Raw genomic sequence first — 16,383 nt, forward strand, 5'->3', positions numbered from 1 at the left:
AGCAAAAGCTGACGCTGCTGCCAAAGCTGATGCGCAGGCCAAAGCCAAAGCGGATGCTGCTGAAAAAGCCAAAGCCGATGCCGATGCCAGAGACCGGGCTGAGGCTGAAGCGAAAGCATCAGCTGCAAAAAAAGCAGCTGAAGAAGCGGCTGATAAAAAAGCTGAAGCTAAAAAAATTGCTTCATCTGCCAAACGTGATTTTGAAAATAAAATTAAACGTGCTTGGGATATACCTAATGGCTCTTCTGGTAACAAGGCAACAGCACGTGTAACTTTAAGTGATAGTGGAGCTGTTCTCTCAGTGGTAGTGAATTCAAGTGACCCAGATATGAAAGCCAGTGTAGAAGCTGCGGTAAGGGCAGCCGCTCCTTATCCAATGCCATCTGATGCCGATGCACGACGTGAAGCACGTACCTTTACCTCTACATTTACTGCTAAATAAAAAAACCACCCTCTTTTGAGGGTGTTTAAATAAATTGACCGAGTTTTATTTTTTATCGATAGGATTGGGTTATTTTGATTTTAATATCAATATATTAATTTTACTCTTTATAATTTTCTGAAACCTATAACTTGGGGTATCTATTTCTTTAGTTATAAGATGGTTCTGACTTCTCACGAGATAGTCATATTTACATGCTTTAAATAGATTTAAATTATGTCATCATGTTACAAATTAGCATTCCCATACCCCAGAATCATGGAATTGAGCGCCCTGCGATTATGAATATGACGCGTAAAACTCTTTTAGCCTTTGCCTTAACAGCTGTTTTTAGTCCGGCCATCACCACTACAGCTTTTGCCCAGTTACACCTTGAAATTGCAAAGGCTCCTGAAGAAGCTCCTAAAATAGCAATAGTACCCTTTGCAAATGATCAGTCTATTTATCCAATAGTTGAAAGTGACTTGAATCGTTCAGGGCGCTTTACTAGTTCATCAAAAAATCTTCCGGCTAGCGCTGCACTCAATAATATTAATGCGCAAAGCTGGCAAGCGACTAAAATCCCTTATGTAGTGACAGGTAGTATCAAGTCTGTCGCAGGTGATTCGTATGAAGTGCATTACCAGCTTTATGATGTCGAGAAGCAGACCTATCTGTTAAATGAACTTTTAACTGTACCCGCTTCACGTATACGTCAGGCTGGCCATATGATCAGTGATGCAATCTATCAGGCACTGACAGGTATTCCTGGTGATCTTAGTGGCCGTATTGCTTATGTACTGCGCAATCCGGCAACCCCAGAACAGCGTTATACCTTACAGATCGCTGACACTGATGGTGAACAGCCGCGTACTGTCCTTTCTTCACGTGACCCGATTCTGTCTCCAGCCTGGACACCAGATGCAAAAAAACTGGCTTATGTCTCGTTTGAAACCAAGCGCCCTGCGATTTATGTGCAAGATCTGGCTACTGGGCAACGTGAAGTACTGGCCAGTTTCCGTGGTCTTAATGGTGCACCAAGTTTCTCTCCAGACGGACAGTCTATGCTCTTCACAGCGTCTATGCATGGAAACCCTGAAGTTTACCAGATGGATTTGAATACCCGTCAGCTTAAACGTATGACTAATGATTCTGCCATCGATACAGAAGCCCGATATGCACCAGACGGTAAATCTTTTATTTTTACTTCAGATCGTGGCGGTTCAGCACAGATTTACCGTTATAGCTTTGCAGATGGCTCAGTCAAGCGGTTGACTTTTAAAGGTGCATTTAATGCGCGCGGTACCTTAAGTGCAGATGGTAAAAAAGTCGCACTGGTACACCGCCCAGCCGGAAGTAACTATAAAGTTGCCATTCAGGATATTGCTACTGGCATTACCAACATTCTTACCCCAACCAGTCTGGATGAATCTCCAAGTTTTTCTCCAAATGGCCAGATGGTCGTTTATGCTACCCGTGAAGGTAACCGGGGATTACTGGCAATTATGTCAACTGATGGGCGCTTCCGGATGAATCTGCCAAGTGAACAAGGCGAAGTTCGTGAGCCTGCTTGGGCACCCAAATAATTTAACTGGCTATAACAATTTTTTCATGGAGATTAAGATGAACGCAGTAAAATATTTAACTCTTCCCTTACTGGCTGCCAGCCTAGTTATTACTGGTTGTGCCAACCGTAAACCTACTTCAGATGTTACGACCACTACCACTCCAACTACAGCGGGTACGAGTGTTAACACAACCGGTCTAAGTGAAGATGCGGCATTAAATGCACAGAATATGGCTGGTGCTTCAGCTAAAGGTGTTACCGCAGCGAATCGTGCTTATTTAGCAAAACGTGTTGTATACTTTGACTATGATAGCAGTGATCTGAGCAATGAGGATTATCAGACCCTACAGGCTCATGCCCAGTTCCTGATGGCAAATGCCAATTCAAAAGTTGCTCTAACTGGCCATACCGATGAACGTGGTACACGTGAGTACAATATGGCATTGGGTGAACGTCGTGCCAAAGCAGTACAAAGCTATTTAGTGACAAATGGTGTAAACCCCAATCAGCTTGAAGCTGTGAGCTATGGTAAAGAGATGCCAATTAATCCTGGCCATGATGAAGCAGCTTGGAAAGAAAACCGTCGTGTAGAAATCAACTACGAAGCTGTACCGCCATTACTTAAATAATTAAACGCTCAAATTTCCAAGAGCAAAGCGCACAACATCTGTTGGGCGCTTTTTTAATTCTCCGACTTTTTATCTTCTTCATTTTTTTGCATGGCTTCAATCATGTCATGCTTATTAAATTCTTTGTATTCAGGTTTCGCTTCATAACTTTCCCAAACTTCTTTCACTTTTTCAGTTGAGATATTATCCAGCTTAATTGGCTCATTTGGAGTTGGAGTCGCATCAAAATGTTTGGTCGTCATAGATTTACTTCCTTTTTTATGAACATAATTCAACATAGCATGTTCGTGTAGAGTTGCAAGCGCAAAAACAACACATCTCATCACGCAATAAAATTGTTAATTACATTGGTTCTCCTCTAAAATAGCCCAGTTCTTTTTATACATCTATTTTCTCTTTGCTGGAGCTTTTTGGTATGACCAATTACACCTTGTCCCAATATTTACAACAACAAACTGGGAATTTAACGCCTGAGCTGGCTCAAGTTATCAGCACTATTGCCGATACCTGTAAAGTAATAGATCAGACTTTACAAAAGGGTGCACTTGCAGGTGTTTTGGGCAGCGCAGAGCATGAAAATGTACAAGGTGAAACCCAGAAAAAACTTGATGTTATTTCTAATGACTATTTGATTGATGCATTAAAAGTACATCCCCAAGTAGGCGGGCTGGCTTCAGAAGAGCTTGATGAATTTACGCCTGCTCAGGAAAATGGTCAATATCTGGTATTATTTGACCCGTTAGATGGTTCAAGCAATATTGATATCAATATGTGTGTAGGAACTATTTTTTCAATTTTACCTGCAAAAAACCATATAACTCAGGCTGCCGACTTCATGCAGGCAGGGACTCAGCAGGTTGCTGCCGGTTATGTTCTATATGGCCCTTCCACAATGCTGGTACTGACTGTAGGTGCAGGCGTTGTATTCTTCACCTTTAATCCAGACAGCCAGGAATTTGTTTTAACCGCAGAGAATATTCAGGTCGCAGCCGATACCCAGGAATTTGCTATCAATGCCTCAAATCAGCGCCACTGGGAAGAACCGGTTAAGCGTTATATTGATGAACTGCTGGCTGGAAAAACTTCTACACGCGCTAAAGACTTTAATATGCGCTGGGTTGCCTGTATGGTTGGCGATATTCATCGTATTCTCTGCCGTAGCGGGATTTTCCTTTATCCATATGATTTAAAAGATCCTGAAAAAGCGGGCCGTTTACGTCTGATGTATGAAGCAAATCCAATGAGTATGCTTATTGAGCAGGCTGGTGGTGCTTCAACTACAGGTCGCGTACGCATTTTAGAAATTGAGCCGACCGATCTGCATCAGCGCGTGCCAGTGATTATTGGTTCCAAAAATGAAGTTGAGCTGGTTACAGGCTATCACCAATAATTTATTTATACAGAGATGGGTTTAACTACTCATCTCTGTGGACTCTTTACTTATGTCAATTATTTTTCTTGAATCTAAAGACAACCCTAAAATCAAACATTTACGGGGACTCATTGAACAGAACAGTTACCGTAAAAAACAGCGGCAAACTATTCTTGAAGGAACCCATCTCTGTCTGAGCTGGCTCCAGGAAAATAAAAAAATCCATTCACTGTTCAGTACTGAACAGGCATTAAATCATCCAGACTTTAAACAGATCCTTGAGTATTATCAGGGTCATGTATTTGTCTTAAGTGAAGCACTTTATCGTGATTTAAGTACCTTGGGTACAAGTTTGGCTTGTCTCGCAATTATTGATCTGCCGACAAATACCCAACCCCTGCAATATCATCTTGATACACTTATTTTAGAGAATGTACAGGACCCAGGAAATGTAGGCACATTATTGCGTTCTGCTGCCGCCGCTAATATTCAGCAGGTTGTATGTACCCAAGGCTCAGCTTCACTCTGGTCACCACGAGTACTGCGTGCTGGTATGGGAGCTCATTTTTCTTTAAATATTTATGAAAATGTCCAGCTTGAAGACATACTGGAGAAGTTTGAAATTCCTGTATTCGTAACCAGTTCACATCAGTCTGAAAGTATCTATCAGCAGGACCTCACACAACCTTGTGCATGGATTTTAGGAAATGAGGGACAGGGTGCGTCAGCATATGCGTTACAGCATGCAAAAGCTGTCGTGATTCCCCAACCAGGTGGTCAAGAATCATTGAACGTTGCAGTTGCAGGCTCTATCTGTTTTTTTGAAATGGTTCGCCAGCGGCTCTAAAAGGTTAAATTATTTTAATAAAGGGCTAATTGTGGTTAAAAATCCTTTAAACTCTTAAAAAATAATTATCTACTATGTCAACCCAAACATTATTTTTGACGTTATTTAAGTGATGACCAACAAAATAATAAGTGGGTGTCCAATGACGGGATTTTCCATCTCTATGGATTTAGTACCGAAACAGCCTGATGCAGAACATCTCAGCAGTACGCATGCCAGTACGGCTGAGCAGCGTCTGAAGTTTTTTATGCAGGATGTGACGGGTCGTGCTCTGGTCATGATGGAAAGTGCAACACAGGGGCAACAAGGCATAGCTATGGATCTGGTACAGGAAGCATTTATTTCCCTACATAAATCCTATCGTGATAAAAGTACTGAAGAATGGTACCCCCTGTTCTATACAATTTTAAATAACAAATTACAGGACTGGCGTCGTAAGGAAGCACGCCGTGCCCAACCTTTTTCATTTTTTAGAAAAGTCAGTCTGGATTCAGATGAAGAAGAAATGATGGATATCGTGGATGAATCGAGTCCAAACCCTTCTGATTTTCTGGATCAAGCGGTTACTGCAGAAGAAATACAGGCCGCTGTTTCAAAACTTCCAGTTCGACAGCAACAGGCTTTTATGTTGCGGGCATGGGAGGGTTTTGATACCCAAACTACTGCGGAAATTATGGATTGTACCGAGGGCAGTGTAAAAACTCATTACCATCGGGCAATTCAGGGATTAAGAACAGCTTTAGCGCATTTAAATCCACATATGGGAGGATCATCAGATGAATAAAGATGATTTCACAAAAAAAGTGACTTCCAAGCTTGATACACTGGCTACTCATCATAAGGCTAAACCTGTAGTGATGAATCATGTACTCGAAACCATACAGGATCGTCCATCACCACATTACAGCATGTGGCGGATGACAGGTTTTGCTCTTGCTGCAGCCATTACTGGTTTTGTCATATTACCCAACTCTATGGAAATGACAGAGCAGCCACAAAATCAGGTTGCTGTTACTCCAAAACTTTCACCCCAAATGGTGGAAGATTTGGAAATGTTACTGGTTTTAGGTGAGGATAGGGTCGGTCATGGCAGCTAAGAAACTGGCTTTAGCTTTATGTACCTTAAGCTTTTTACAAACCAGCTTTGCAGGGTTCGAACGTTTCTGGATTTTTTCTAAAGATGCCGGGGCCCAGATTAATGAAACTTGGGACACCTTGTCCGATGAAGAACAGCGCGCCCTGATTAAACGTTATCAGACTTTAAAAGAATTACCTGAAGAACAAAGTGCCGCTCTACAGCAACGCATGGACTGGTTTACCCAGCTGCCAGAGCAGGAAAAACAGAAAATGCGTGAAACTTGGCAACAGATGAGCAGTCACGAACGGCATGATCTGAGACAAAGAATGCAAAAAGCAGCTACCTCAGAGCAACGTGCATCAATCCGCCAAGAATATATGAATAAATACATGCCTGCTGCACTTAAGGCAAACTAGATAAAAATCAATCAATTCAATAAAAAAGCCTCTTACGAGGCTTTTTTTAAACGTTACGGCGAAACCGATACATGCTTAAAGCTAATAGGCTTAATATTCCCCATATTCCAAAGCTTCCTCCTCCACCGGCAGTATTAGTATTCTTAGCTGTATTTTCTAGCAAGATAGTTGCCGTACTAGATTCCTCACCTTCAGCATCAAAAATATTATATTCAAACCGATAGTTAAACTGGCTGAAATTATTTTTGGCCTGGATATGGATCTGTCCACCATAGCAGGTCTCTCGAATATAATTACCCGGACATGGACCGGTACGGTCTGCACTGACCGTTACACCTGGAGGAATAACGCTAAAACGTATAGGTAATTCCTGTCCGTCTGCATCGTGAAAGAAGGCTGATTTATTTGTATTGAGCTTTAATTGTGATGTAGGACCATCACCATCATCACTGTCATTTTCTAGCGGATTAATACTGACTTTTAAGTCTGAGCCATACTGTAATGTATATTTATCATCTTTTGCAATTGGAGCAATATTAATAAAATCTGCTTTAACAAGTCCTGTTGAAGACTCACCCGTTTTTGCCTTGATGGTGTAAGCACAATAAGCGCTACCGGTATTAGCAGATAACTGGTCATCTGTCCGATAAATCATAATACGCTTTAACTCAGGCATCCATTCACAAAACAGATGTTCATCTTGCTGTCCATTAAACTTAAAATCTGCACCACTACCAGAAACTGAACCTACACCGTATTTATGCGTTTCGATACTATACTGATCTGTACTGAGTTCTTTTGGACGCAATTCAAGCTTGCCATTTTCGTTGAGAAATTCTTCTTCACTTGGTAAAGCCAGCGTAAAAGGATCAATGTAAATGGTACGATACTTCTGTTTCAACTTGATATTGGCAATTAGACGTTCTAATTCGCTCAACTCTTTTTGATAAATAGCCTGCTCTTCAGTATCTTCTATTTCTTTTATGCCCTCTTTCAAGTTGTCAGCTTCTTTTTGATAGGTATCTAGAACTTGTACAATAGACAGATTCTTTAAATCTGTAATATCAGCTGCTGTTAGGCGCATGCGCTCTACAGAACCGATTTCACAGGTATTTTTCATTTCAGGATTTAAAGTTAAAGTACCATTTGTAATCCGGGCCAGTCCGCGCTGATCAAGTGTACTGCAATCCTGTGTTGCGCCTGTGTTCACCAGATCTGAAGCATTCTGATTGTCCTTAGGATAATAGAGCGGTAGATAGAGATTGTATTTTGAGGGTTGCTGATAATCAGATAGAACGCTTTGACGTGAGATATTGCTCAGGTCTACCGTTGTCTGTATTTTTAATAGTTCTTCAGGCAATACACATTGACCTTCCACATTGCCAAGTTGTAGTGCATTGTATGCCAGAGTTAGCCCCAATGTCTTATTCTGGCTATTACTGTCTTTACGGACAAAGTCACAGGATTTGCCTGTATTGAAAGCTAAAACATTAAAGGCTAAAGCCTTGGTACTGTTTTCATCAAAATAAAATGTACTATTGGCCTGATTTTCTACAATGGTATTACTGATTAAAGCGAGAGATGAGGCGGAGTATAATGGACGGCCTAGCTCAGATACCGCACGAATAATATGGCCATCTACCAGATTTGCTTTATTCCGGGCAATAGTATTGGCACTTAAGGAAACACGTGTTAAGCCGCATAACTCAATCGTACTGCGGTCATTTATCGTACCATTTTGAACCAAGCTACTACGCTCTACACTGATAGCAGGCTGGGTACCCAACAGATTTGCTGAACAGTCCATGGCAAAAGCACTTCCAATTTTTGCCTGATTTCTTTGAATTAGGGTGTTTACTAAAGTCATCTGTTTTTCTAGGTTTTGTGCAATGATATAAACAGCACCACCTGCTTTATCCGACTTAGAATCTTTAATAGCCGTATTTGTCATATTTAGTGGGCCAGCTATGAGTAATGCTCCTCCTTCAGCAGAGGAATAACCATTTTTCAGTTCAATATTTTCAAGAAAGATACTGGCTTGGGTTTCTGAAGTATTGAAAATTCGGGAGGTATGATTTCCGTTGATAACTGTGCTTATAGGCCCACGTGCCGGATACTGGTGTGTTAAAGGATCTTTTGTCTTGTAATCGAACGGTGTTTCTCCATAAATCTTGACCGCACTTTCTGGCCGTAACTCTCTCTTAAGTATATATTCTCCGGCTTGCAATTGAATTCTGTCTAGCTGACCAGTTCCAGTATTTCCTGCTGTACACCCACCATATGCAATATTTTTACGGGCTGCAACCAGAGCTTCACGTAGCGAACACTTATTCAGGTTTTCGCCATCTTCATCTTCAAACGTATTGACATAAATAGTCTTGTCTTCTGCAGCCATCAAAGTCATGGCCGTCAGTATCATCAGGCTCAATAGCCCCTTTTTATAAATTTTCATTATTTGGCCCTAATTATTTTGTATACCGACGTAGCCCGACTAATGCTAAAAGCGTAAATAAACTGAACATTCCGAGTGCCCCACCGGAAGTTTTAATTTTGTCACTTTCCATGTGGTTTTCAGGTTCTTGTCTGACCTGTACATTAATTTCCATATAAGGAATATTCTGGTTAAAGCGCGTAGAAGTAGTTACCAGACGGATCTTAAAAATATCAGTTCCATGCCAGCCACCATTCGGGGTATAGACCAGATTACCTTCCTCATCAATCTTTAATGTCCCCTTAGATTGAGTCACTGTTTGTACAACTTGTATACAGCCAGCCTGCCATGCTTCTCCGGATGGATGAGGGCCTAAGATTGCGTTACATTGTTCTTTAGGAATCAGGTCGCTATCTCCAAGTAAATCGGCAACCGACATTTTGGCCTGACTACCAGTCCGTATATCTTCACCCACCAGACTTACTGTCGTTGGGACAATAATTTCAATTGCTCCACGATCGCAAAATATATTATTTGAATCTCGCGCCTGTTTGCGCTGGTCAGCAGCTTCACAGCCCACTATTTTGATATCAGGATTAAATGAATTTTTACCTTTATTGACTATAGGTGAATCCGCCAGACTGTTATAACTTAGCAGGATACGGGGACGAAAATATCCCAAAAATGTATCTTTAGGCTGACTATAGGGACATAACAGGCTATTAGGGTCCTGCGACATACTCTTGCATGCGCCCTGTAAGGTCTCTCCCGCAATCAGCTGTGTACCGGACCAGTATTCATTAGGATAATGGGTAGCACCTAATCCACATTCCTGACTGACCAGATTATTCTGTAGAATGCTTTGGTCATTTTCGGCAAAAGCACAGTTAGTCTGCTGACCACCAGGATAAGGATTTCCTAAAATGATACTGTTGCCCAAGTATCCTTTACCTAAAGGTGCATCGAATAAAATACCAGCCTGATTACCGACAATGGTCAGATTGTTTAACCCGATCCCGTCACGCAAGTTAATAATATGGCCCTGATTTTTTAAAAAAGTACTACTATTTACCCAAGCCCTAGCTTGAGGAAAATCAGTAATCTTATTTTCTTCTAGACGGCTGGCCGAATAAATATTGCTGGAACCTGTTTGAGTTGTATTATTTTCACGAAATACTGAATTTGAAATCCGGAACTCAGGAGCATGGGTATATAAAATAGCACCTGCCAGAGCTTTATTATTTTCAATAAGGCTTGATTTTATTTCAACTATACTGGCAGCAGTTTCAGCCTCTGGCTGGCCCATATTATATATTGCTCCGCCTTGGGCTGCTGATCCATTATATAAACGGGTGTATTCCAAAGTCAGATATTCATTATTATAAATTAGCCCTCCCTGTTCGGCACATTGACTGGCCCCACATCCCTGCAAAGTAATTTCTCTTAGACTGACTGTCGCTAAAGTTTTTTTACTGTCATCAATGCGGAAAATATTATCAGTACCCAGCATCTGAATTGTGGCGTTATTTAAACCGGGTACATCCTTATCATTAACATCGGTGGTATAACTGGTTCTGATCGACAGGTCAGCCTTGATGTTAATATGATTGCTGAGTTTATAGACTGCTTTTTTTTCAAGCAAAATCGTAGAAGTAGATGATTTCCCACCACATCCATTATAGCCAGCTTCAGGTAAACCCAGATTGATATATTCAATTGCTTCCCGAAGCGAGCATTGTTTATCATTTGCAGAGGATATATCTTCAGTTGTTGTTACCACAATGTCAGCACTATAGGCTTGCCCCGCAATGCATAACATAGCTATGCCTATGCTCTGTTTGAGCATATCCATCTCCTTATACTTTATTTCTATTTTTTATTCTTAAGCTGCAGTTCCGTGCAACATCGAATTATTTTTCTGTACTGTGTCACAGCTTGAGTAATTACTCAAGATTTTTCCGTTTACCGGCCATACTCATCAATTAAGGCAAATATCTGGCGCAAAGTCATATTTGAAAGCCGTGTTCGCTCTCCCTTGAGCAAGGTTTCCAATTGTTCTAAAGTTTGTAAAAGACGTGCTGCCTGATGTGGCCCATGTAATAAAAGATAATCAATAATCTGTTGGTCTAGCTGTACGCCCCTGCGTGCTAGTACTGAATGAACTAGTGCTTGACGATCTGCATAGAGACTACCGTTGGGCACTTTTACACTGACCGCCTGAGTCAGCCGTGACTGTAAATCAGGTAGTTCAAGTTTCAATTCCATTGGTGCAAACCGTGAGGAAAAAATCAGCTGCCCTCCCTCTTCATTATTATAATTAATAAGATGAAAAACGGCACGCTGCCAATGTGGAACACCACTTATAGCTTCGATATCATCCAGTGCAACCAGATCATATTTTTCCAGTGATGTAATTGCTTCAATAGGCGCATCCAAGAGTTCAAGGAGTGAAACTTTAATGGCAGATTTACCTACCTCCATATAGGAATCGCAAATCGCAGATAGAAGATGGCTTTTACCTGAGCCTGCTGCACCATAAATATAAAACCGGTTCATAAGACCAGCATGCAACTGCCGGACTGCATCTACTACAGGCCCCCAGCTTGGCCCGGAAAAATCACTGATTCGAGCATCAAGTTGAAGTTCTATATCCAGTTGCAGCTGACGCATATATTTGGCCATATCCTATCGTTATTTAGTATCAATATGAACTGTCTTTTCAGTATCTTGCGACTTTTCAAGCTCAATATCAAGATTTACCTGTTCGGCATCTATAATGAGACTGTCCGTACCTTTATCTCCCATCAGATTAGGTGGACCATAGAATGTACTGTGTTCATAGCATTCACGTAAATGTCTAAGCAGTACTACAATCACTGCAGCCATTGGCAAAGCAATGAGCATACCGAAGAAACCAGCTAGCTGTGCACCGGCCAACACAGCAAATACAACAGCAACAGGTGATAAACCTATCTTATCACCGAGCAGAAAAGGCTGCAGGATATAGCCTTCTACCGCCTGACCCACCATAAAGACGACACCAACCAGAATTAGCTGGGTCCAGTCCAAACCGAACTGGAACAATGTCGCAATGACTGCGGCAATAATCCCTACAGCAAAACCCAGATAAGGAATAATACTGGCAAGCCCGGCAACCATCCCAATGATCAGCCCGACTTCAAGACCAATCAGCTGTAAACCTACTGCATAAACAATTCCCAGCAGGATCATGACCAAGAATTGCCCTTTAACGAAGGCACCTAATACATTATGGCATTCATGAACTACCTGAATAGTATTTTTTTCATAAGGCCGTGGAATCAGGCGACGCATACTGTTCAGCATCCGGTCCCAGTCCAGCAGAAAGTAAAAAGCAATGATTGGTATCAGAACAATTGTACCGCCAATCTGGATGAAATTTAATCCGGATTGCGCCAGACGTAGCAACATGGTCTGAATGCTATCTGCACTATAATTGGTCTGAATATAATCCATGACTACAGTAGAAATCTGTTCAGTATCAATTTCCATCTGCTCGACATTAAATGTGTTAGAAACCCAAGGCAAAAAGGTCGCGTTTAACCAATGTATACCTGCTGGAATACTGTCACGCGCATAAACCAGTTGCTGCCAGACCAAAGGCACCACATACCAGATTGCCAGTACCAGGAGAATACCAATTCCAATAAAGACAATACTGATCGAGAGCCAGCGCGGTAAATGATATTTGTGGAGCCATGCCACTAGCGGACTAAATAGATAAGCAATCAGAAAGGCCATTAAAAATGGTATGACTACCGGTTTTAGCAGGTAAAGCACCCAAAGTAATAATGCAATCGCCGCAAGAATAAAAATACGACGTAAGGTACGGTCGACCATGGAAACACGCCTTTTATAAGTATCTAATCATTATGAAGAAAGAAATATTTTAGTAAAATAGCATTTTAGAGCATAAATAACATAAGAGTTTCGTATATTCAGGTTATAATCCCCCGCGCGAACGCGGAGACTTCATTATGAGCAACTCAACTTCTACCCCAAATACTGGTTTAAGCTACAAAGATGCAGGTGTCGACATTGAAGCGGGAGACGCATTAGTCGATCGAATCAAATCTGTCGCCAAGCGCACCTCACGTCCTGAAGTGATGGGCGGACTTGGTGGTTTTGGTGCACTTTGTAAAATTCCTAAAGGTTATGAAGAACCTGTTCTCGTATCTGGCACGGATGGTGTGGGTACCAAATTACGTTTAGCACTGAATTTAAACCGTCATGACACGATTGGTCAGGACCTGGTGGCAATGTGCGTAAATGACCTTCTTGTATGTGGTGCAGAGCCATTGTTCTTCCTTGACTATTATGCAACAGGCCACTTAAACGTAGAGGTTGCTGCAAATGTTGTTACAGGAATTGGTGCAGGTTGCGAACTTGCTGGCTGTGCGTTAGTAGGTGGTGAAACTGCTGAAATGCCAGGCATGTATGAAGGTGAAGATTATGATTTGGCAGGTTTCTGCGTAGGTGTAGTTGAGCAAAGCAAAATTATTGATGGTTCTAAAGTTAAAGCCGATGATGTACTGATTGGAATTGCATCTTCAGGTGCGCACTCTAATGGCTACTCTCTGCTTCGTAAAATTTTAGATGTAAAAAATGTTGACTTAACTCAAATCGTTGATGGTCGCCCACTTGCAGATACTGCAATGGAACCTACCCGCATTTACGTCAAGCCAATCCTTGAATTACTCAAACAGGTTGATGTGCACGCAATGGCACACATCACAGGTGGCGGTTTACCGGGTAACTTACCACGCGTACTTCCAAATGGTGCTCAAGCAGTCATTAATGAATCTTCTTGGGAATGGCCAGAATTGTTTAAGCTTCTTCAAAAGGAAGGTGGTGTTGAACAATTTGAAATGTACCGCACATTTAACTGTGGCGTAGGTATGGTATTGGCTGTTGATGCGGCAGATGCTGAGAGAACGGTTAACACGCTAAATAACCTCGGCGAAAAAGCATGGATAATGGGTCACATTGTTGACAATGCTGAATCTGTTGAAGGTGCAGATGAAAAAATTCGTGTGATCTTCGCGTAATTTCATATGATTAAAATTGCTGTACTCGTTTCGGGCAGTGGATCTAACTTGCAGGCCCTGATCGATGCCAAACTATCAGGCCAAATTGTTGGTGTACTGTCCAACCGGCCTGATGCTTATGCTCTAGAACGTGCTAAACAGGCAGGAATTAAGACTGCTCTTGTTGAACATAAACAGTATCCAAGCCGGGAAGCATTTGATGATGTTATGCATCAGCAGCTGCTTGACTGGGGAGTTAATCTGGTCGTGCTAGCAGGCTTCATGCGGATTTTAAGTGAAAAATTTGTCAAAGCCTGGGAAGGGAAAATGCTGAATATTCACCCTTCCCTGTTGCCTTATTATAAAGGTATGCATACTCATCAGCGTGTAATTAATACAGGTGATGTATATCATGGCTGTACAGTTCATTATGTGACAGCTGAATTAGATGCTGGTCAGGCACTAGCGCAGGGAATACTTTCGGTTAAAAGAACTGATACAGTTGAGACTTTGGCAAACCGTGTACATGAGTTAGAACACCTGGTTTACCCTCAGGTGGTTGAATGGATCTGTATTGGCGCCGTTCAGCATCTAGAAGATGGCTCTGTACTTTATAGAAATTCTCTGTTGACTAAACCCATGCAGTTTTGCAAGTTATAATACAATTTATGCCAATAAAAAAGCGCCCACATATAGGCGCTTTTTTATTGGCTCATCATTTATGCATGGATCAGCTGTTTTACCAGTCGGCCCACCTCAACAGGATGTTCTAACGGGAACATATGGCCGCCCTCGGCTATGCTAAAAGAAACACCGATTTTTTTCTTGGCTACGTGTGGAAAACGCCGCTTAAGAAAAACACTTTTATCTCCGACCACAAGATGTACTGGTATTTTCGGTTTTGCCATCGGTAACCACCAGAGCGAAGGATTCTTCCTAAAGATTTCTACTTCATCATTTTTAGGGATAGTCAGAGTTACGCCACCCCTTACCGGATCTTCAGTTAATGCATATTTCAGATAGGCCTGAAAACAGTCTGCATCAAAATCTTTATAGAAACCTTTAGTGCGAAGTAACTCGCCTGCCTGCTCGCGCGACTCCCAATGATCACGTCGCCGCACCGATAACCCTGCTGGAGTCATCTGATCTACCAGTTGGGGTTTAAAGCATTTAGCCATATGGAAAACAAAAGATGCTTTTCCCATAATCAACGGCGGATCTAGCATAATGACCTGTGAAAATAACTCGGGACGTTGATAAGAAGCCATCATCGTGAGAACTGAACCTAGCGAATGTCCAAGCCCGATAACTTTGCGACCATGAGCCTGCCGAACGATGCTGTCGATGATCTGCTCTACCAGATGAGGCCAGTGATTGGTAATTGGATAACGTTTATCTGGGCCAATCAAAGGCACATAAATAATGTCGTATTCATCACGCAACTGTTCAAACAACTTTTCATAAACTTTTGAAGGCACACCATTGGCATGTGCAAAGTGTATTAATGGCTTCGTCATATATCCCTTTATGTTCATTATTGCAGCTTGGTATCCTGCTGAATTTTAAGTTGCTGGGTAACTGATTCACTAAAGCCCTGGCCTATTTCAGAACCTACCCGGCCAAGTACCGATTCAAATGGGCTACGCTGAACTGTATAATCCAGAACATTATCCAGTTTAAGCTCACGTTTAAGACTGTTTATGCTTCCGGTACGATCTGCAACGCCCAGTTTAACCGCCTGCTCACCGCTCCAGAATAATCCTGAAAAAATTGCAGGGTCATTACTCTTCAGGCGCTTGCCACGGCCTTCTTTTACAGCAGCAATAAAGTGACTATGCACATTGTCTAAGACCGTCTGTACATGCTCCCTCTGTGCAGGATTGACTGGTTTAGTCATGCTCAGAATATCTTTATTGTCGCCTGAAGTTAATGTCCGGTCTTCAACACCCAGTTTCTGCGCAAGGCCCATCACCCCATAGTTTGGCATAATCACACCAATTGAGCCGACCAAACTGGATGGATTAACCCAGATTTCATCAGCAGCCGAAGCAATATAATAAGCGCCTGAGGCTCCCATATCACCAATTAGTGCATATACTTTCTTCTCAGGATACTGCTGTTTGTAATAGCGAATTTCCTGCCAGATCTCATCTGACTGGACAGGTGACCCCCCAGGTGAATTGATATTGAGCACAATTGCGTGACTGTTTTTTGCTTCAAATGCACGTTTCAAAGCTTTATTGGTATCTTCACTATTTACGGAACGGTCACTAGAGTCAATCGTACCAATAATATCGATCACAGCCAGATGAGCATTTGAACTTGAGCCTGCCCCACTGGTAGTTGCCGTAGTACAGCCCCTACCCATCATGAGCAAAAGCAATAGAATATAGGCAAAAGTCAAACACTTAAAAAATATTCCCCAGCGACGGCTACGGCGCTGTTCTTCAACAGAAGCCAGTACAGCTTTTTCTAGTATCTGCCACTCTTTACCGCTTCTGCTGTCTGAACTTGGAACTTCATTATTAGGTTTTGGCGGCCAATCCGACATATATA

17 protein-coding genes are annotated in these 16,383 nt (G+C 42.0%); 10 read left to right on the top strand and 7 right to left on the bottom strand.

Annotated features, from left to right (window positions below; translation table 11 throughout):
• The 3 genes from tolA to pal form a co-directional block, all read left to right on the top strand.
• On the top strand, positions 1-442 hold a 442-nt coding region (gene tolA, locus B3X18_RS03950), incomplete at its 5' end, for a cell envelope integrity protein TolA (protein ID WP_286935143.1).
• A gap of 281 nt (positions 443-723) precedes the next feature.
• Positions 724-2,007, top strand: a complete 1,284-nt coding sequence (gene tolB, locus B3X18_RS03955; protein WP_286935149.1) for a Tol-Pal system beta propeller repeat protein TolB — start codon at positions 724-726, stop codon at positions 2,005-2,007.
• A 37-nt stretch (positions 2,008-2,044) separates the two neighbouring features.
• The gene (gene pal / locus B3X18_RS03960; protein ID WP_005019302.1) at positions 2,045-2,617 is read left to right on the top strand and encodes a peptidoglycan-associated lipoprotein Pal; all 573 of its coding nucleotides are present in this window, start codon (positions 2,045-2,047) and stop codon (positions 2,615-2,617) included.
• 53 nt (positions 2,618-2,670) lie between these two features.
• Here the strand turns inward: pal and B3X18_RS03965 are convergent, their stop codons facing one another.
• On the bottom strand, positions 2,671-2,859 hold the full coding sequence (locus B3X18_RS03965) for an NF038105 family protein (protein WP_005027062.1): 189 nt from the start codon (positions 2,857-2,859) through the stop codon (positions 2,671-2,673).
• A gap of 173 nt (positions 2,860-3,032) precedes the next feature.
• Here B3X18_RS03965 and B3X18_RS03970 point away from each other — a divergent pair, with 173 nt between their 5' ends.
• From B3X18_RS03970 to B3X18_RS03990, 5 genes are all read left to right on the top strand, one after another.
• Positions 3,033-4,007, top strand: coding sequence for a class 1 fructose-bisphosphatase (locus B3X18_RS03970; RefSeq protein ID WP_005027064.1), 975 nt, complete (start codon positions 3,033-3,035; stop codon positions 4,005-4,007).
• A gap of 52 nt (positions 4,008-4,059) precedes the next feature.
• Positions 4,060-4,836: a TrmH family RNA methyltransferase gene (locus B3X18_RS03975; RefSeq protein ID WP_005027066.1), complete on the top strand. Its 777-nt coding sequence runs from the start codon at positions 4,060-4,062 to the stop codon at positions 4,834-4,836.
• 163 nt (positions 4,837-4,999) lie between these two features.
• Positions 5,000-5,620 (top strand): RNA polymerase sigma factor, encoded by a 621-nt coding sequence (locus B3X18_RS03980; RefSeq protein ID WP_005406789.1) that lies wholly within the window; start codon positions 5,000-5,002, stop codon positions 5,618-5,620.
• On the top strand, positions 5,613-5,933 hold the full coding sequence (locus B3X18_RS03985; RefSeq protein WP_005027070.1) for a hypothetical protein: 321 nt from the start codon (positions 5,613-5,615) through the stop codon (positions 5,931-5,933). The genes B3X18_RS03980 and B3X18_RS03985 overlap by 8 nt, the downstream gene beginning before the upstream one ends.
• Positions 5,923-6,330: a DUF3106 domain-containing protein gene (locus tag B3X18_RS03990; protein ID WP_005027073.1), complete on the top strand. Its 408-nt coding sequence runs from the start codon at positions 5,923-5,925 to the stop codon at positions 6,328-6,330. The genes B3X18_RS03985 and B3X18_RS03990 overlap by 11 nt, the downstream gene beginning before the upstream one ends.
• Before the next feature lie 46 nt (positions 6,331-6,376).
• Here B3X18_RS03990 and B3X18_RS03995 read toward each other — a convergent pair whose 3' ends face one another.
• From B3X18_RS03995 to cxpE, 4 genes are all read right to left on the bottom strand, one after another.
• Entirely contained in the window at positions 6,377-8,782 is a 2,406-nt protein-coding gene (locus tag B3X18_RS03995) for a CSLREA domain-containing protein (RefSeq protein ID WP_005027075.1), read from the bottom strand.
• Positions 8,783-8,795: 13 nt separating this feature from the next.
• Positions 8,796-10,607, bottom strand: a complete 1,812-nt coding sequence (gene rbtA / locus B3X18_RS04000) for a rhombotarget A (protein WP_286935144.1) — start codon at positions 10,605-10,607, stop codon at positions 8,796-8,798.
• Positions 10,608-10,723: 116 nt separating this feature from the next.
• Entirely contained in the window at positions 10,724-11,431 is a 708-nt protein-coding gene (gene hda / locus B3X18_RS04005) for a DnaA regulatory inactivator Hda (protein ID WP_005027080.1), read from the bottom strand.
• Positions 11,432-11,452: 21 nt separating this feature from the next.
• Positions 11,453-12,640, bottom strand: coding sequence for a chloramphenicol efflux transporter CxpE (cxpE, locus tag B3X18_RS04010; RefSeq protein WP_005027082.1), 1,188 nt, complete (start codon positions 12,638-12,640; stop codon positions 11,453-11,455).
• A 137-nt stretch (positions 12,641-12,777) separates the two neighbouring features.
• Between cxpE and purM the strand changes: the two genes are divergently transcribed.
• Together purM and purN are read left to right on the top strand one after the other, a co-directional pair.
• Complete coding sequence (gene purM, locus B3X18_RS04015) at positions 12,778-13,848, top strand: phosphoribosylformylglycinamidine cyclo-ligase (RefSeq protein ID WP_005019280.1); 1,071 nt, start codon at positions 12,778-12,780, stop codon at positions 13,846-13,848.
• A 6-nt stretch (positions 13,849-13,854) separates the two neighbouring features.
• A complete protein-coding gene (gene purN / locus B3X18_RS04020; RefSeq protein ID WP_005019279.1) occupies positions 13,855-14,487 on the top strand; it encodes a phosphoribosylglycinamide formyltransferase in 633 nt (210 codons plus the stop codon).
• A gap of 59 nt (positions 14,488-14,546) precedes the next feature.
• Here the strand turns inward: purN and B3X18_RS04025 are convergent, their stop codons facing one another.
• Both B3X18_RS04025 and sppA read right to left on the bottom strand, forming a co-directional pair.
• Positions 14,547-15,344 (bottom strand): alpha/beta fold hydrolase, encoded by a 798-nt coding sequence (locus tag B3X18_RS04025; RefSeq protein WP_005019278.1) that lies wholly within the window; start codon positions 15,342-15,344, stop codon positions 14,547-14,549.
• 17 nt (positions 15,345-15,361) lie between these two features.
• On the bottom strand, positions 15,362-16,378 hold the full coding sequence (gene sppA / locus B3X18_RS04030; RefSeq protein WP_005019276.1) for a signal peptide peptidase SppA: 1,017 nt from the start codon (positions 16,376-16,378) through the stop codon (positions 15,362-15,364).
• Between the last annotated feature and the right edge of the window lie 5 nt (positions 16,379-16,383).

It is taken from the genome of Acinetobacter sp. UBA6571, assembly GCF_002434085.1.
Lineage (GTDB): Bacteria > Pseudomonadota > Gammaproteobacteria > Pseudomonadales > Moraxellaceae > Acinetobacter > Acinetobacter radioresistens.